The sequence below is a fragment of the Salmonella sp. SAL04196 genome, from assembly GCF_046550835.1.
Classification (GTDB): Bacteria; Pseudomonadota; Gammaproteobacteria; order Enterobacterales; family Enterobacteriaceae; genus Salmonella; species Salmonella enterica.
Genome location: NZ_JBGDXE010000001.1, coordinates 1,145,390 through 1,161,049 on the forward strand (window position 1 = coordinate 1,145,390; position 15,660 = coordinate 1,161,049).

Below are 15,660 nucleotides of genomic sequence, written 5' to 3' on the forward strand. Positions count from 1 at the left end.
TTGCGTTGATGCTTGCTTCACACGGGTAGAATCCTGTCATGACATCAACCAGGGGGAAGTACCATGCAAACGTTAAAACGAGGATTCGCCGTGGCGGCTTTGCTGTTCAGCCCCCTGACAATGGCGCAGGACATCAACGCCCAATTGACCACGTGGTTTTCCCAGCGTCTGGCTGGCTTCAGCGATGAGGTGGTTGTCACGCTCCGTTCATCGCCTAATCTGCTGCCGAGCTGCGAGCAGCCAGCCTTCAGCATGACGGGCAGCGCGAAGCTGTGGGGCAACGTCAATGTGGTGGCGCGCTGCGCCAATGAAAAACGTTATTTGCAGGTGAATGTGCAAGCGACCGGCAATTATGTCGCCGTTGCCGCGCCCGTCGCGCGCGGCGGAAAATTGACGCCGGCCAACGTCACGCTAAAACGTGGCAGGCTGGATCAGTTACCGCCGCGGACGGTACTGGATATCCGTCAGATTCAGGATGCCGTCAGTTTGCGCGATCTCGCTCCTGGGCAGCCGGTACAGCTTACGATGATACGTCAGGCCTGGCGCGTCAAAGCGGGGCAACGAGTACAGGTCATCGCCAATGGCGAGGGGTTTAGCGTCAATGCGGAAGGTCAGGCGATGAATAATGCCGCCGTCGCGCAAAATGCGCGCGTGCGCATGACATCGGGTCAAATCGTGAGTGGAACCGTCGATTCTGATGGGAATATTCTTATTAACCTATAATTGTGTAAAGATTTTGTCGCGGCTGCCGATGAGATATTCAACCATGATGGTAGCTGGCCGCTACAACGTAACCCTCGATGAGGATAAATAAATGAGCATTGACCGTACCTCACCTTTGAAACCCGTTAGCACTGTCCAGACGCGCGAAACCAGCGATACGCCGGTACAAAAAACGCGTCAGGAAAAAACGTCCGCCGCGACGAGCGCCAGCGTAACGTTAAGCGACGCGCAAGCGAAGCTCATGCAGCCAGGCGTCAGCGACATTAATATGGAACGCGTCGAAGCATTAAAAACAGCTATCCGTAACGGTGAGTTAAAAATGGATACGGGAAAAATAGCAGACTCGCTCATTCGCGAGGCGCAGAGCTACTTACAGAGTAAATAAGCGTATGACTCGTTTGTCAGAAATACTTGACCAGATGACCACCGTCCTGAATGACCTGAAGACGGTGATGGACGCCGAGCAACAACAGCTTTCCGTAGGCCAGATTAACGGCAGCCAGCTACAGCGTATTACAGAAGAAAAAAGCTCGTTGCTGGCGACGCTGGATTATCTGGAACAACAGCGCCGTCTGGAGCAGAACGCGCAGCGTAGCGCAAACGATGACATTGCAGAGCGCTGGCAGGCGATTACCGAAAAAACGCAGCATCTTCGCGACCTCAACCAGCACAACGGCTGGCTACTGGAAGGGCAAATTGAGCGTAATCAACAGGCGCTGGAGGTGCTGAAACCTCACCAGGAGCCGACCTTGTACGGGGCTGACGGTCAGACTTCCGTCTCTCACCGCGGCGGTAAAAAAATTTCTATCTAATCAGTGCCGGATGGCGACGTTGCGCCTTTCCGGCCTGAATGCCTTGTAGGCCTGATAGCACAGCGCTATCAGGCACTGAATTTACGCCGTCCGGCGAACAAACTCTTTCACTTTAAAGCCCAGCACGGCAAGCGCGGCGAAATAGGCCGCGATACCCGCGATCACTACCGCCATCAAACGTAGCAAACGCCATAGCATCGACCCTTGCGACCACTCCGGCATAATATGCAACACGCCGAACAATACGGCGGCCATCACCAGTACGGAAATGATCAGACGCATCAGGAACCACATCCAGCCCGGTTGTGGCGTAAAGATATTCTGTTTGCGCAGTTGCCAGTACAGCAGCGACGCATTGAGACATGCCGCCAGACCAATAGAGAGCGACAGCCCGGCGTGTTTCAGCGGTCCAATAAACGCCAGGTTCATTAACTGCGTCATGATTAACGTCACGATGGCGATTTTCACCGGCGTTTTAATATCCTGGCGAGAATAGAAGCCCGGGGCCAGCACTTTTACGACGATCAAGCCAATCAGCCCCACCGAATAGGCGATTAACGCCCGCTGCGTCATTGCCGCATCAAAGGCGGTGAATTTACCGTACTGAAACAGCGAGACCGTCAGCGGCTTCGCCAGAATGCCTAACGCTACCGCGCTCGGCAACGCCAGTAAAAAGCACAAACGCAGCCCCCAGTCCATCAGGCGGCAGTACTCATCATGATTGCCGCTGGCAAAGCTTTTCGACAATGACGGCAACAGGATGGTCCCCAATGCCACGCCCAGCACGCCGGACGGGAACTCCATCAACCGATCGGCATAGTACATCCATGAGACCGAGCCGGAGGCCAGAAACGAGGCAAAAATGGTATTGATGATAAGGGAGATCTGACTGACGGATACGCCCAAAATCGCCGGCCCCATCTGTTTGACCACCCGCATCGCCCCGGTGTCGCGAAAGTTAATGCGCGGCAGCACCAACATACCGATCTTTTTCAAATACGGAAGTTGATACACCAGTTGCAGCACGCCGCCGACGGTGACTGCCCAGGCTAACGCCAGCACCGGCGGATTAAAGTATGGCGCGGCGAATAATGCAAAACCGATCATGCTGATATTAAGAAATGTCGGCGCAAAAGCGGGAATGGAGAAGCGATTCCAGGTGTTGAGAATGGCGCCAACCAGTGAAGCCAGCGAGATCAGCAGAATATAGGGAAACGTAATCCGCAGCAGTTGCGTCGTCAGCGCGAATTTATCCGCAGTATCGGCAAAACCCGGCGCGGTTACCATAATCACCCACGGGGCGGCCAGCATACCGGCCACCGTCACGACGGCCAATGCCAGCGTCAACAGGCCGGAAACGTAAGCGACAAAGATCCGCGTCGCTTCTTCACCCTGCTTGCTCTTATATTCCGCCAGGATAGGCACAAAGGCCTGAGAAAAAGCGCCTTCGGCAAAGATCCGGCGTAGTAGATTGGGGAGTTTAAACGCCACAAAAAAGGCGTCGGTCGCCATCCCTGCGCCAAAAATTCTGGCGACAATCGCATCACGGGCAAAGCCCAACACGCGTGAAAACATAGTCATCGAGCTGACAGCAGCCAGCGATTTCAATAAATTCATTTCTTTTGTATTCCAGACCCTGGCGTAAAACTCCTGCATGGCTGATCCATCGACCGGATAACGCAACTTCTGCCGTATCCGGCTGTATCACCGCGCCTGACGGCGACGTTAAAACGTCTTATCAGGCCTTACAGACTCCCCACGGTTTGCCATTATTCACTGTGAAAAGAGGTATTATGTAGAGTGGGCATATATACCCGCCATACTTCGAGTTGCATGTGCGTTAGCTTTTCTGCAACTCGAATTATTGAGGGTATAGTACCTGGATTACGATGAATTACTACCGCCAGATGTTACAGAGGATTATTCGCTGATGGCGTCCCGCCACAGCGCCTCCACGACGCGCTGGGCCAAAATCGCCTGCTCCCCCGCCGTTTCCGGAACCGTCTGATTTTGTACGCAGTCAATGAAATGTCGCGCGCATCCGACAAAACCACGCTGTTCAAGCGTCGTTTGCCAACCCGGAATGGGTTTGATGAGAATACCCTGCCCGCGCTCTTCGCGCCATTCACGCATATCCGTTACGTCATACAGCCCGCCGTCGGTGACGGCCTGGACCGATTCACGCTGACTTCCGGCGCGCCGGTGCATACTGGTAGTAATTTGTAGTTTGTCGGCGGAAAAATGATGTTCCGCATAGCACATTTCGCCGGACTCGCTGGTGAGCAACGTGCCGCTGGCAAGGCGCGCCTCGCCGCCCGCCAGCCACAGAGCGGTATCCACGACATGCAGATAGTCATCGAGCAAAGTAAAACGTAAGTCGTGCGGCCCGATGCTATCGGTACGATGTTTATCCATACGCAGTGACGCCGCAGTACCGAGGCGCGTCTTCAGTTCGCGGTACAGCGGCGCGAAACGGCGATTAAAGCCAACCATCAGCGTCAATTTTTTTTGCGCCGCCAGCGCCACCAGCCGTTCGGCATCACGTAGACTTTCCGCCAGCGGCTTATCCACGCAAACATGGACGCCGGCATTGAGAAGTTCGCTGACCACGGCATAATGGCTTGCGGTACTGGAGTGGACGAAGACTGCATCGCAGCCGGACGCTAAATTCGCCAGCGAATCCACATACGGTATGCGCCAGCTTTCGCAGATACGTAAGGCTTTATCCCGCGAAGGAGACCAGGCGCCCTGTAACGTCCATCCGGCGGTGTTGGTTAATACCGGCAGCCAGGCCTTCTGCGCAATACCGCCTAATCCGACAATGCCAATCCGTAATGTTCTCACATTACTCTCCCAGGTGAGCTAACAAAGAATCCAGCCGCTGCTTTAACTCCGCCACTTCGCTTTCCAGCGCTTCGACGCGCGACTGAAGATCGCCCGACGCACTTTCCGGCGCAGACGTCTGGAGAGACAGTTCATCGACGTCGCCGCAAAAAAGGTGCATATAACGGCTTTCGCGCTTACCCGGTTCACGCGCCAGACGGATGACATACGGGCCGTCCTCACGACTGGCAAGCCGTTCCAGCGTGGATTCAACTTCCGCCATATCGCTGAATTCATGCATCCGCGACGCCCGACTACGCAACTCGCCGGGCGTTTGCGCGCCGCGCAGCAGCAGCGTAGTGACGAGCGCCACTTCCGCCGCGCTAAGTTTCAGATCGCCAAATTCGGAATTACAGAAGCGCTGTTCATATTTGGTGACGCGATTGCCAAACCCACTGACCGTACGCAAAAAGTGGCGTTTCACCAGGTTATCGAGTTGTTCTTGTACCTCTTGTTCCGTCAGGTTCATCACCGGTTCACGGTTGGTTTTCTGATTACAGGCTGTCACCACCCCGTTGACGGAAAGCGGATACTGTTCCGGCGTTGTCACCTGCTTTTCCAGCAGACAGCCAATCACTCGCGCTTCAGTGGCGGTTAATTCATATTTCATCGTTTTCTCCCTTTGCCTCTCATTCCGTAAGCCGCTCAACGCCCCGGCGTCCATAACGGCGTGGTTAACGCCGTCAGGACATGGTCGCGCCATTGTCCATCAATCAACAGGTAATCTTTCGCATAGCCTTCTTTTTCAAAGCCAAGCCGCGCCAGCAACGCGCCGCTACGTTTGTTGTGCGGCATATAGTTCGCCATGATACGGTGGATATGCTGAGTGCGCTGCATATAGCGAATCGCAGCGGTTAAGGCTTCAAACATCAGCCCCTGCCCCTGCCACTTTTGCGCAATGGAATAGCCCAGATAACAGGCATGAAAAGAACCGCGCACCACATTGGAAAAATTCGCCACGCCGATAATTTCTTTTTCTTCCGGATCAAGTAGCGCGAAATAGAAGGCGGAGCCCTGTTTGTGAAATTCACCGATCATTCCCAGACGCGCCTGCCATCCTGAAGGATAACAATGACTTTCATCACGGACCGGTTCCCAGGGTTTTAAAAAATGACGATTTTCCGCGTAATAATCGGCCAGACGCCAGGCATCACGCTCATGCACTAAACGTACCACCAGACGATCGGTGGTTAAGCGCACTTTTGGCACGTTACTACGATAGCCAAACATTCTATACCTACTCCTTCCTGTAACGTCTTCAGCACGCCAGTAACATTACTATACCTGCGCAACCAGGCTCTGTGAAAAGCGCAAATCGTCATTTTTTGAATTGCTGCCACATTTTGATGAAAACTCTCGATTAAAAAGGACTTTTGATAAAAAAATATTGTCCCGCTAACGGTAGGAAAAAACGAAACGCCGCCGCAGAATAGAAGACGCTCATCTTTTATTTCCCGGGAGGGGAAATGTCGCGCGTCTCGCAGGCGAGGAACCTGGGTAAATATTTTCTTCTCATCGATAACATGTTAGTGGTGCTGGGTTTTTTCGTCGTCTTCCCGCTCATCTCTATTCGCTTTGTCGATCAAATGGGGTGGGCTGCCGTAATGGTAGGGATCGCGCTCGGCCTGCGCCAGTTTATTCAACAAGGTCTGGGCATTTTTGGCGGCGCCATCGCCGATCGCTTTGGCGCGAAACCGATGATTGTCACCGGTATGCTGATGCGCGCCGCCGGCTTTGCCACTATGGGTATCGCGCATGAGCCCTGGCTCTTGTGGTTTTCCTGCTTTCTTTCCGGTCTCGGCGGTACGCTTTTCGACCCGCCGCGCTCAGCGCTGGTGGTCAAATTAATTCGTCCGGAGCAACGGGGCCGCTTCTTCTCTCTGTTGATGATGCAGGACAGCGCGGGTGCGGTGATTGGCGCGCTGCTGGGAAGCTGGTTGCTACAATACGATTTTCGCCTGGTCTGCGCGACGGGCGCTATTTTGTTCATATTATGCGCCCTTTTCAACGCATGGCTGCTTCCGGCCTGGAAGCTATCAACGGTCAGAACGCCGGTGCGTGAAGGAATGCGCCGCGTCATGAGCGATAAAAGGTTTGTCACCTACGTGCTGACGCTGGCGGGCTATTATATGCTGGCGGTACAGGTCATGTTAATGCTGCCGATTATGGTAAACGATATCGCCGGTTCGCCTGCTGCCGTGAAATGGATGTACGCTATCGAAGCGTGTCTCTCGCTGACGTTGCTCTACCCGATTGCCCGCTGGAGCGAAAAGCGTTTTCGGCTGGAGCATCGGCTGATGGCTGGTTTACTCGTCATGTCGCTGAGCATGATCCCCATCGGGATGGTGGGCAATTTACAACAGCTTTTTACGCTTATTTGCGCTTTCTACATCGGCTCGGTTATCGCCGAACCGGCGCGCGAAACGCTCAGCGCGTCGCTCGCGGACGCGAGGGCGCGGGGAAGCTATATGGGCTTTAGCCGTCTGGGATTAGCCATTGGCGGCGCGATTGGTTATATCGGCGGCGGCTGGTTGTTTGATATGGGTAAAGCGCTTGCGCAGCCTGAACTACCGTGGATGATGCTCGGTATTATCGGCTTTATCACCTTTTTGGCTTTAGGCTGGCAATTTAGTCATAAACGCACGCCGCGCCGGATGCTGGAACCCGGCGCCTGATTTGATACCTGTCGCTATCTCCTCCATACTGGTCAGGAACCGACAGTCAAATGGAGGAGAAACGTGAAGCTTTATATTTACGATCATTGCCCTTTCTGCGTTAAAGCCCGCATGATTTTCGGCCTGAAGAACATCCCCGTTGAACTTAACGTGTTACAAAATGACGACGAGGCGACGCCCACCCGGATGATTGGTCAAAAGATGGTGCCCATCCTGCAAAAGGATGATAGTCGCTACCTTCCTGAAAGTATGGATATTGTACATTATGTCGACAACCTCGACGGCAAACCGCTGTTAACCGGGAAACGCAATCCAGCCATTGAGGAGTGGTTGCGCAAAGTTAACGGTTACGTTAATCAGCTACTGCTGCCGCGATTTGCAAAATCCGCTTTCGATGAATTTTCTACCCCTGCGGCGCGCCAGTATTTTATCCGCAAAAAAGAAGCCTCATCTGGCAGTTTTGACAACCATCTTGCGCACTCTGCCGGACTGATTAAAAAGATCGGCGATGATTTACGTTTGCTGGATAAACTCATCGTACAGCCTAACGCCGTTAACGGCGAATTATCGGAAGATGATATTCATCTGTTTCCGCTTCTGCGTAATCTGACGCTGGTCGCCGGTATTCACTGGCCGACAAAAGTCGCGGACTATCGCGATAATATGGCAAAGCAGACGCAAATTAATTTACTCTCCTCAATGGCTATCTAACGCCCGCCAGGCGGCAACCCTTTCTTGCCGCCTTTTTCAGCTTTTTCTAGTGGCGCCATGTCCGCTGGCGCGACATGCTGCTTTGTGTCAAGATTAGGGCACAGGCAACATGCTAAGGAACGCCATGAAAAAGTTTTTTTTTGCCGCTGCGCTGGTAGTTAGCGGCCTGTTAGTGGGTTGTAATCAACTTACTCAATACACCATTAGCGAACAAGAAATCAATCAAGCGCTTGAAAAACGGAATAATTTCTCAAAAGATATTGGTCTGCCCGGCATTGCCGACGCGCATATCGTATTGACTAACCTTGCCAGCCAGATTGGTCGGGAAGAGCCTAATAAAGTCACCCTTACTGGCGATGCCAGGCTGGATATGAATTCCCTGTTTGGCAGTCAAAAAGCGACGATGAAACTCAAGCTAAAAGCCCTGCCGGTCTTTGATAAAGAAAAAGGCGCCATCTATCTTCAGGAGATGGAAGTAGTAGACGCCACCGTGACGCCGGAGAAAATGCAATCGGTGCTACAAACGCTCCTGCCCTATTTAAATCAGTCTTTACGTAGCTACTTTAACCAGCGGCCCGCTTACGTGTTGCGTGAGGACAGCAGTAAAGGCGAAGCGTTAGCGAAGAAACTCGCGAAAGGCATTGAAGTTAAACCTGGTGAAATCGTTATTCCTTTCACCAATTGATATCGGAGGGCGCGCTCGCGCCCTTTTTTTACGTGCAAACGAAAACGTTTCCACTTATCCTTTGTTTCCGGCAAAAAGACTATTCCTCAGCCGGAGCTTATTAATGACTGCACCATCCCAGGTTTTAAAGATCCGCCGCCCGGACGACTGGCACGTTCACCTTCGCGATGGCGACATGTTAAAAACGGTCGTACCCTATACCAGCGAAATTTATGGTCGCGCTATCGTGATGCCGAACCTGGCGTCCCCCATCACGACCGTTGATGCAGCGATCGCCTACCGCCAGCGTATTCTCGATGCGGTGCCCGCCGGGCATGATTTCACGCCGTTAATGACCTGCTATTTAACGGATTCGCTCGATGCCGATGAACTGGAGCGTGGTTTCCATGAAGGCGTGTTTACTGCGGCTAAGCTTTACCCGGCCAATGCCACCACTAACTCCAGTCATGGCGTAACGTCAGTCGACGCTATCATGCCGGTACTGGAGCGGATGGAAAAACTCGGAATGCCATTGCTGGTCCACGGTGAGGTGACCCATGCGGAGGTTGATATCTTCGATCGTGAAGCGCGTTTTATCGACACCGTAATGGAACCGCTACGCCAGCGTCTGACCGCGCTTAAAGTGGTCTTTGAACACATCACGACCAAAGATGCCGCGCAGTATGTCCGTGACGGCAACGACTACCTGGCGGCTACCATTACGCCTCAACATTTAATGTTTAACCGTAATGATATGCTGGTTGGCGGCATTCGTCCTCACCTGTACTGTCTGCCGATTCTGAAACGCAATATTCACCAGCAGGCGTTACGCGAACTGGTTGCCAGTGGTTTTACGCGCGCCTTCCTGGGGACGGATTCAGCGCCGCATTCACGTCATCGTAAAGAGACCAGTTGCGGCTGCGCCGGTTGTTTCAACGCCCCCTCCGCCCTTGGCAGTTATGCCGCCGTGTTTGAGGAAATGAACGCGCTGGCGCACTTTGAAGCGTTCTGTTCACTGAATGGCCCGCAATTCTATGGCCTGCCGGTGAATACGGGGTGGGTGGAACTGGTTCGCGATGAACAACAGGTACCGGAAAATATCGCGCTGGCTGATGATTCGCTGGTGCCTTTTTTAGCGGGTGAAACAGTACGCTGGTCAGTAAAAAAATAAAAAATGCGCTTACTTGTTGCTATATATTGGATTCAACTGTATATATATCCAGTATATTCAACAGGGGGCCATTATGCGTATTGAAGTCACTATAGCCAAAACGTCACCTCTGCCTGCCGGTGCGATTGATGCGCTGGCGGGCGAACTCTCCCGTCGTATTAGCCATCATTTTCCTGAGAACTTGGGTAACGTCACCGTACGTTACGCTACCGCCAACAACTTGTCCGTCATTGGCGCATCAAAAGAGGACAAAGAACGCATTAGCGAGATTCTCCAGGAGACCTGGGAGAGCGCTGATGACTGGTTCATCAATGAATAAAAAATGATATGCAGTGATGTATGTTTGCCGGGTCGCCCCGGCTTTTTTATTTGCGCAACTGATGAATATTTCGCCTGACCGTCAAAATAATTGCACAACATCCTAAAAAAATATGAATGAACTGCCGCTTTATTGTTCATATAATTCTTAAAAAGAGAAATTTATCCTCCGGTCTCTTTAAAAACGCAGTGAATAGCCTTATTAATTGGTATACTGAAGTTGCTTCAGAAGAAAAACACGCATTGAACCTCGAGAACCGTTGTCTTATAACACGTACCAGGGGGGCATGATGGAAAAGAATAATGAAGTCATTCAGACCCATCCGCTTGTAGGATGGGACATCAGCACCGTCGATAGCTATGATGCGCTGATGCTGCGTTTACACTACCAGACCCCAAATCGTCCGGAACCGGAAGGGACTGAAGTTGGTCAAACGCTCTGGTTAACGACAGATGTAGCCAGGCAATTTATTTCAATATTAGAAGCCGGCATCGCCAAAATAGAATCAGGTGATTACCAGGAAAACGAGTATCGTCGCCATTAGCGTGACGCGCTCCCCCTCTCTCAGGCACCGTAAGGTGCCTCACTTATTTCTGGCTTGTATATCTCAGCGCAGTTATTTACCCTGAAATCATCGCGATAGCAGAGAGAAGCTGATGAAATACGACCTTATTATTATCGGCAGCGGTTCGGTTGGCGCCGCCGCTGGTTATTACGCCACCCGCGCCGGGCTAAAGGTCCTGATGACCGATGCGCATATGCCGCCTCATCAACAGGGCAGCCATCACGGCGATACCCGTCTTATCCGCCATGCTTATGGTGAAGGCGAAAAATATGTCCCACTGGTGCTTCGCGCCCAGGCGCTTTGGGATGAACTCTCCACACACAATGAAGAGCCTATTTTTGTCCGCTCCGGCGTCGTCAACCTCGGCCCGGCCGATTCCGCTTTCTTAGCCAACGTCGCACGAAGCGCGCAACAGTGGCAATTGAACGTCGAGCGCCTGGACGCGACGGCCCTCATGACGCGCTGGCCGGAAATTCGCGTGCCCGATAATTATATCGGGCTGTTTGAAGCTGACTCCGGTTTCCTGCGCAGCGAATTAGCCATTACCACATGGCTTCGTCTGGCCCGAGAGGCAGGCTGCGCACAGCTATTTAACAGCCCGGTAAGCCATATTCACCATGATGATAACGGTGTGACGATAGAGACGAGTGAAGGCTGCTACCACGCCAGCAAGGCGCTGATTAGCGCGGGCACCTGGGTCAAAGCGCTGGTACCGGAGCTGCCCGTTCAGCCCGTACGTAAAGTTTTTGCCTGGTTTAAGGCGGATGGACGTTACAGCACTAAAAACCGCTTTCCGGCTTTTACCGGCGAAATGCCCAACGGCGATCACTATTACGGCTTCCCGGCGGAGAACGACGAGTTAAAAATCGGCAAACACAATGGCGGGCAGCGAATACAGGCTCCGGAAGAGCGCAAGCCCTTTGCCGCCGTTGCCAGCGATGGCGCGGAAGCATTTCCTTTCCTGCGTAATGTACTGCCGGGTATCGGCGGTTGTTTACATGGGGCGGCATGTACCTACGATAATTCGCCGGACGAGGATTTCATTATCGATACGCTGCCTGGTCATGAGAATACGCTTGTCATCACTGGACTCAGCGGACATGGTTTTAAATTCGCCCCCGTGTTAGGAGAAATCGCTGCGGATTTTGCGTTGGGAAAAACGCCCCCCTTTGATCTGACGCCGTTCCGGCTTTCCCGTTTTAGCCAATAATTTGTCGGCCCCGTAAAGGGGCTGTTTATTAAGGTAAGCTATGCGTCGTCTCTTTCATTTTCTGATGAATAATATTCGCGAACATTTCATGCTTTACGTTATTCTTTGGTCGCTGCTGGCGGTGATGGATATTGTTTATCTCCTTTTCTTCTAATTGCTTTTCATTGACGTTAACTGACACTTCCTGAAAGTTCCTCACTTTTTATTTCATAACGTTGAAGCACGGCAATAATGCCAGTTCCTGCCGTTGCGCGGTTATCAGGGGGAAATATCTCGAAACTTCTGAAGCTGAACCGCAAACAACATCAAAATTATTGAAATAAAAATAAATATCATTCAAATTCTTATTTATAAGTTGCATTCGGCGCTTTTCCACGCCATTTTCATTCTCTCGTGAAATATTCATTGGTGTGTTTATGCAATTTAAAAATACTCCACAGCGTTATGGCGTGGTTTCCGCCGCGCTCCACTGGCTGACCGCCCTGGTGGTCTATGGCATGTTTGCGTTGGGTTTATGGATGGTCACGCTCAGTTATTACGACGGCTGGTATCACCAGGCACCGGAAATACATAAAAGTATTGGCATATTACTGATGATGGCGCTGATCGTGCGTATTATCTGGCGGCTTTATTCTCCACCGCCCGTTGCTTTGACCAGCTATTCCCGTTTAACGCGCGCTGGCGCCGCCGCGGGTCATCTCCTCCTGTATCTCCTGCTCTTTGCGATAATCATTAGCGGCTACCTGATTTCCACCGCCGACGGTAAACCGATTAGCGTCTTTGGCTGGTTTGAGATTCCGGCCACGCTTACGGACGCGGGCGCGCAGGCTGACATCGCCGGAACGCTGCATCTGTGGTTTGCCTGGTCGCTGGTCATTATCTCGCTCTCGCATGGGGTTATGGCGCTAAAACACCATTTCATCGATAAAGACGACACACTGAAACGTATGACAGGAATGTCGTCATCTGACTATGGAGCTCAAAAATGAAAAAAAACCTGCTGGGATTCACCCTCGCATCCTTGTTATTCACGACCGGTTCCGCCGTGGCGGCGGAGTATAAAATTGATAAAGAAGGCCAACATGCGTTCGTCAATTTCCGCATTCAGCATCTGGGCTACAGCTGGCTGTACGGCACCTTTAAAGATTTCGACGGCACGTTCACTTTTGACGAAAAAAATCCATCGGCAGACAAAGTGAACGTGACCATTAACACCAATAGCGTCGACACTAACCATGCCGAACGTGACAAACACCTGCGTAGCGCGGAATTTCTTAATGTTGCGAAATTCCCGCAGGCAACCTTCACCTCTACCAGCGTGAAAAAAGAGGGCGATGAACTGGATATTACCGGCAATCTGACGCTCAATGGCGTGACTAAACCGGTGACGCTGGAAGCGAAGCTGATGGGCCAGGGCGACGATCCGTGGGGCGGTAAGCGCGCGGGCTTTGAGGCCGAAGGAAAAATTAAGCTGAAGGATTTCAATATAACTACCGATCTCGGCCCGGCCTCACAAGAGGTTGAGCTTATCATCTCAGTAGAAGGCGTTCAGCAGAAGTAACGCCTGGCGAAATGCCGGATAGCGGCCTTTACGCTGCTATCCGGCAAAATATTACTCAGCCGGATCGGGAATGCTCAGTTTGCTATTAAGCCGACCACGCGATTTATTAAAAATTTTGTTGCCGTTCTCGCGACCCGCGCGACGTCGGCGCTGTTCTTCCTCCGGCAAGGCCAACTCTTCACAGCATTGTTCACTACAGCAGCCGTTAAATTTACTGGCGCACTGCGGACACTGAATAAACAGCAGATGGCAACCGTCGTTTTTGCAGTTGGTATGGCTATCGCAGGGCGCGCCGCACTGATGGCAATGCGCGATAATATCATCCGAGATTCGTTCGCCCATTCGTTCATCAAATACAAAGTTTTTGCCGATAAAGCGAACGGGAAGCCCCTGCTCGCGCGCGCGACGGGCGTACTCAATGATGCCACCCTCAATATGCCAGACTTTATTGAAACCGTTGTGTTTCATCCAGGCGCTGGCTTTCTCACAACGAATACCGCCGGTACAGTACATCACTATCTTTTTATCTGCATGTTCCCGCAGCATTTCAACCGCTTTTGGCAACTGTTCACGAAACGTATCCGCCGGGATTTCCAGAGCATTTTCGAAATGGCCGACTTCATACTCATAGTGGTTGCGCATATCAATAAAGACCGCGTCAGGATCGTCCAGCATCGCATTCACATCTGCCGCCTTCAGATAATCGCCGACATTACTGGCGTCAAAAGTCGGATCGTCAATACCGTCAGCGACGATACGGTCGCGAACTTTCATACGCAGCACCCAAAATGACTTTCCGTCATCCTCCAGCGCGATATTTAAACGCAGCCCGTCCAGCGCGGGGTCGAACGTATAAAGCTGTTGACGAAAGGTCTCGAGCTTGCTTTGCGGCACGCTGATTTGCGCATTGATGCCTTCATGCGCCAGGTAAACGCGACCAAAAACGTCCAACGCCGTAAACACCTGATACAACGCGTCCCGCGTCTGTTGCGGCGAGGCGATAGTGAAATATTTATAAAAAGAAATTGTCGTACGCGGCTCGCTTTCCGCCAGCATTTTGGCTTTCAGCTCGTCATTAGAGATGCGGTTGTGTAACACTGGCATGGTGTACGTATCCTGCAATCAGCAAAAAATAAAGTGGGCAGGCATGATAAGGCAAGTCTCGCCAATTTACATCCACACATTTTGCGCTACATTTCCTGCTTTACACTAAATAATTAACAACAATTGTCGATTTAATCGCCACTCTCCTGCTACATATTTTTGCTCAACGCAAAAAGATGCGAGAATACGGGGAATTGTTCGTTGAAAGACAGGATAGAAATGACGAAGTTGCCTAAGTTCTCCGTGGCCTTACTGCACCCGCGCTATTGGTTAACCTGGTTGGGTATAGGCGCGCTTTGGTTGGTCGTGCAACTCCCCTACCCGGTCATCTATAAATTGGGTTGCGCATTGGGCCACCTGGCGCGACGCGTAATGAAACGCCGCGCGAAAATCGCCTATCGCAACCTTGAATTATGCTTTCCGGAAATGACCGCGCAGGAACGCCACACCATGGTGGTCAAAAACTTTGAATCCGTCGGTATGGGCGTGATGGAAACCGGCATGGCCTGGTTCTGGCCCGATCGGCGAGTGAACCGCTGGATGGAAGCGAGCGGTCTGGAGCATATCCGTGAAGTTAAGGCGCAGGGGCTGGGGTTCATTCTGGTAGGAATACATTTTCTTACCCTTGAGTTTGGCGCCCGCATGTTTGGTATGCATAACCCGGGTATCGGAGTTTATCGCCCGAATGATAATCCGTTGCTCGACTGGTTACAGACCTGGGGACGCTTACGCTCCAATAAATCGATGTTGGATCGCAAAGATCTGAAAGGCATGGTTAAGGCATTGAAAAGCGGCGAATTGATCTGGTATGCGCCGGATCACGATTATGGCCCGCGCGCCAGCGTTTTTGTACCATTATTTGCCGTCGACCAGGCTGCCACGACCTCCGGTACCTGGATGCTCGCGCGCATGTCTAAAGCCTGTATTATCCCCTTCGTGCCTCGCCGTAAACCCGATGGGAAAGGCTACGAACTGATCATTCTTCCTGCGGAATATTCGCCTCCACTGGAGAGCGCAGAAGCGACTGCCGCATGGATGAATAAGATTGTTGAGCAGTGCATTATGATGGCGCCAGAGCAGTATATGTGGCTGCATCGCCGCTTTAAAACTCGCCCTGAAGGCGTACCGTCGCGCTATTGACAGGATTGCAGCCGTCAGGCTGCAATTTTTCCCCTCTTTTAGCTTTAAAAGCTCCCCACATTGCGAGGCTGGTAAGGTCGGCGCATAATTATAATTAGTACGCTCATAATTAAATTGATGAT

At 52.0% G+C, this 15,660-nt stretch carries 19 protein-coding genes; 14 read left to right on the forward strand and 5 right to left on the reverse strand.

The genetic code is table 11. The annotated features are described in order from the left end of the window. Window positions 1-63 precede the first annotated feature (63 nt). The 3 genes from flgA to flgN all read left to right on the forward strand — a co-directional run bounded on the left by flgA (window position 64) and on the right by flgN (window position 1,535). On the forward strand, window positions 64-723 hold the full coding sequence (gene flgA / locus ACLJPE_RS05920; RefSeq protein ID WP_001194086.1) for a flagellar basal body P-ring formation chaperone FlgA: 660 nt from the start codon (window positions 64-66) through the stop codon (window positions 721-723). A gap of 91 nt (window positions 724-814) precedes the next feature. Beyond that, window positions 815-1,108, forward strand: a complete 294-nt coding sequence (gene flgM, locus ACLJPE_RS05925) for a flagellar biosynthesis anti-sigma factor FlgM (protein ID WP_000020893.1) — start codon at window positions 815-817, stop codon at window positions 1,106-1,108. Window positions 1,109-1,112: 4 nt separating this feature from the next. Next, the gene (gene flgN, locus ACLJPE_RS05930) at window positions 1,113-1,535 is read left to right on the forward strand and encodes a flagella biosynthesis chaperone FlgN (RefSeq protein ID WP_000197547.1); all 423 of its coding nucleotides are present in this window, start codon (window positions 1,113-1,115) and stop codon (window positions 1,533-1,535) included. An 81-nt stretch (window positions 1,536-1,616) separates the two neighbouring features. On the opposite strand, the gene murJ is transcribed toward flgN, so the two are convergent. The 4 genes from murJ to rimJ all read right to left on the reverse strand — a co-directional run bounded on the left by murJ (window position 1,617) and on the right by rimJ (window position 5,648). Next, a complete protein-coding gene (gene murJ / locus ACLJPE_RS05935; RefSeq protein ID WP_001537775.1) occupies window positions 1,617-3,152 on the reverse strand; it encodes a murein biosynthesis integral membrane protein MurJ in 1,536 nt (511 codons plus the stop codon). Between the two features lie 303 nt (window positions 3,153-3,455). Then, window positions 3,456-4,379, reverse strand: coding sequence for a Gfo/Idh/MocA family protein (locus ACLJPE_RS05940; RefSeq protein ID WP_001259733.1), 924 nt, complete (start codon window positions 4,377-4,379; stop codon window positions 3,456-3,458). A 1-nt stretch (window position 4,380) separates the two neighbouring features. After that, entirely contained in the window at window positions 4,381-5,028 is a 648-nt protein-coding gene (locus ACLJPE_RS05945; protein ID WP_000873043.1) for a YceH family protein, read from the reverse strand. A 35-nt stretch (window positions 5,029-5,063) separates the two neighbouring features. After that, window positions 5,064-5,648 carry a ribosomal protein S5-alanine N-acetyltransferase gene (gene rimJ, locus ACLJPE_RS05950; protein WP_000468204.1) on the reverse strand — a complete coding sequence of 195 codons (585 nt, stop codon included), beginning with the start codon at window positions 5,646-5,648 and terminating at the stop codon, window positions 5,064-5,066. Window positions 5,649-5,884: 236 nt separating this feature from the next. On the opposite strand from rimJ, the gene mdtH reads away from it, so the two are divergent. The 10 genes from mdtH (at window position 5,885) to ACLJPE_RS06000 (ending at window position 13,294) form a co-directional block, all read left to right on the forward strand. Next, on the forward strand, window positions 5,885-7,093 hold the full coding sequence (mdtH, locus tag ACLJPE_RS05955; protein WP_000092174.1) for a multidrug efflux MFS transporter MdtH: 1,209 nt from the start codon (window positions 5,885-5,887) through the stop codon (window positions 7,091-7,093). 63 nt (window positions 7,094-7,156) lie between these two features. Then, window positions 7,157-7,804 (forward strand): glutaredoxin 2, encoded by a 648-nt coding sequence (gene grxB, locus ACLJPE_RS05960; RefSeq protein WP_000780893.1) that lies wholly within the window; start codon window positions 7,157-7,159, stop codon window positions 7,802-7,804. 124 nt (window positions 7,805-7,928) lie between these two features. After that, entirely contained in the window at window positions 7,929-8,489 is a 561-nt protein-coding gene (locus ACLJPE_RS05965; RefSeq protein ID WP_000713054.1) for a lipoprotein, read from the forward strand. 103 nt (window positions 8,490-8,592) lie between these two features. Beyond that, window positions 8,593-9,639 carry a dihydroorotase gene (gene pyrC / locus ACLJPE_RS05970; protein WP_000126604.1) on the forward strand — a complete coding sequence of 349 codons (1,047 nt, stop codon included), beginning with the start codon at window positions 8,593-8,595 and terminating at the stop codon, window positions 9,637-9,639. Window positions 9,640-9,712: 73 nt separating this feature from the next. Further along, a complete protein-coding gene (gene dinI, locus ACLJPE_RS05975) occupies window positions 9,713-9,958 on the forward strand; it encodes a DNA damage-inducible protein I (RefSeq protein WP_001217763.1) in 246 nt (81 codons plus the stop codon). 289 nt (window positions 9,959-10,247) lie between these two features. Continuing rightward, on the forward strand, window positions 10,248-10,502 hold the full coding sequence (bssS, locus tag ACLJPE_RS05980) for a biofilm formation regulator BssS (protein ID WP_000414441.1): 255 nt from the start codon (window positions 10,248-10,250) through the stop codon (window positions 10,500-10,502). Window positions 10,503-10,614: 112 nt separating this feature from the next. After that, window positions 10,615-11,733 (forward strand): N-methyl-L-tryptophan oxidase, encoded by a 1,119-nt coding sequence (gene solA, locus ACLJPE_RS05985; RefSeq protein ID WP_039513127.1) that lies wholly within the window; start codon window positions 10,615-10,617, stop codon window positions 11,731-11,733. 40 nt (window positions 11,734-11,773) lie between these two features. Next, a complete protein-coding gene (locus ACLJPE_RS05990) occupies window positions 11,774-11,887 on the forward strand; it encodes a YceO family protein (RefSeq protein ID WP_001253282.1) in 114 nt (37 codons plus the stop codon). A gap of 262 nt (window positions 11,888-12,149) precedes the next feature. After that, complete coding sequence (locus ACLJPE_RS05995) at window positions 12,150-12,722, forward strand: cytochrome b (protein ID WP_001159784.1); 573 nt, start codon at window positions 12,150-12,152, stop codon at window positions 12,720-12,722. Beyond that, window positions 12,719-13,294, forward strand: a complete 576-nt coding sequence (locus ACLJPE_RS06000; RefSeq protein WP_000739886.1) for a YceI family protein — start codon at window positions 12,719-12,721, stop codon at window positions 13,292-13,294. The genes ACLJPE_RS05995 and ACLJPE_RS06000 overlap by 4 nt, the downstream gene beginning before the upstream one ends. Before the next feature lie 51 nt (window positions 13,295-13,345). Here ACLJPE_RS06000 and ACLJPE_RS06005 read toward each other — a convergent pair whose 3' ends face one another. Next, window positions 13,346-14,398, reverse strand: coding sequence for a rhodanese-related sulfurtransferase (locus tag ACLJPE_RS06005; protein WP_001144628.1), 1,053 nt, complete (start codon window positions 14,396-14,398; stop codon window positions 13,346-13,348). A 219-nt stretch (window positions 14,399-14,617) separates the two neighbouring features. Between ACLJPE_RS06005 and ACLJPE_RS06010 the strand changes: the two genes are divergently transcribed. Then, window positions 14,618-15,538, forward strand: a complete 921-nt coding sequence (locus ACLJPE_RS06010; protein WP_000163977.1) for a Kdo(2)-lipid IV(A) acyltransferase — start codon at window positions 14,618-14,620, stop codon at window positions 15,536-15,538. Window positions 15,539-15,660 lie beyond the last annotated feature (122 nt).

What these genes read in the sequence shown, in the direction of transcription:
- flgA (WP_001194086.1), top strand. Translation starts at nt 64, where the DNA reads ATGCAAACGTTAAAACGAGGATTCGCCGTGGCGGCTTTGCTGTTCAGC.
- flgM (WP_000020893.1), top strand. Translation starts at nt 815, where the DNA reads ATGAGCATTGACCGTACCTCACCTTTGAAACCCGTTAGCACTGTCCAG.
- flgN (WP_000197547.1), top strand. Translation starts at nt 1,113, where the DNA reads ATGACTCGTTTGTCAGAAATACTTGACCAGATGACCACCGTCCTGAAT.
- murJ (WP_001537775.1), bottom strand. Translation starts at nt 3,152, where the DNA reads ATGAATTTATTGAAATCGCTGGCTGCTGTCAGCTCGATGACTATGTTT.
- ACLJPE_RS05945 (WP_000873043.1), bottom strand. Translation starts at nt 5,028, where the DNA reads ATGAAATATGAATTAACCGCCACTGAAGCGCGAGTGATTGGCTGTCTG.
- rimJ (WP_000468204.1), bottom strand. Translation starts at nt 5,648, where the DNA reads ATGTTTGGCTATCGTAGTAACGTGCCAAAAGTGCGCTTAACCACCGAT.
- mdtH (WP_000092174.1), top strand. Translation starts at nt 5,885, where the DNA reads ATGTCGCGCGTCTCGCAGGCGAGGAACCTGGGTAAATATTTTCTTCTC.
- ACLJPE_RS05965 (WP_000713054.1), top strand. Translation starts at nt 7,929, where the DNA reads ATGAAAAAGTTTTTTTTTGCCGCTGCGCTGGTAGTTAGCGGCCTGTTA.
- pyrC (WP_000126604.1), top strand. Translation starts at nt 8,593, where the DNA reads ATGACTGCACCATCCCAGGTTTTAAAGATCCGCCGCCCGGACGACTGG.
- dinI (WP_001217763.1), top strand. Translation starts at nt 9,713, where the DNA reads ATGCGTATTGAAGTCACTATAGCCAAAACGTCACCTCTGCCTGCCGGT.
- bssS (WP_000414441.1), top strand. Translation starts at nt 10,248, where the DNA reads ATGGAAAAGAATAATGAAGTCATTCAGACCCATCCGCTTGTAGGATGG.
- solA (WP_039513127.1), top strand. Translation starts at nt 10,615, where the DNA reads ATGAAATACGACCTTATTATTATCGGCAGCGGTTCGGTTGGCGCCGCC.
- ACLJPE_RS05990 (WP_001253282.1), top strand. Translation starts at nt 11,774, where the DNA reads ATGCGTCGTCTCTTTCATTTTCTGATGAATAATATTCGCGAACATTTC.
- ACLJPE_RS05995 (WP_001159784.1), top strand. Translation starts at nt 12,150, where the DNA reads ATGCAATTTAAAAATACTCCACAGCGTTATGGCGTGGTTTCCGCCGCG.
- ACLJPE_RS06000 (WP_000739886.1), top strand. Translation starts at nt 12,719, where the DNA reads ATGAAAAAAAACCTGCTGGGATTCACCCTCGCATCCTTGTTATTCACG.
- ACLJPE_RS06005 (WP_001144628.1), bottom strand. Translation starts at nt 14,398, where the DNA reads ATGCCAGTGTTACACAACCGCATCTCTAATGACGAGCTGAAAGCCAAA.
- ACLJPE_RS06010 (WP_000163977.1), top strand. Translation starts at nt 14,618, where the DNA reads ATGACGAAGTTGCCTAAGTTCTCCGTGGCCTTACTGCACCCGCGCTAT.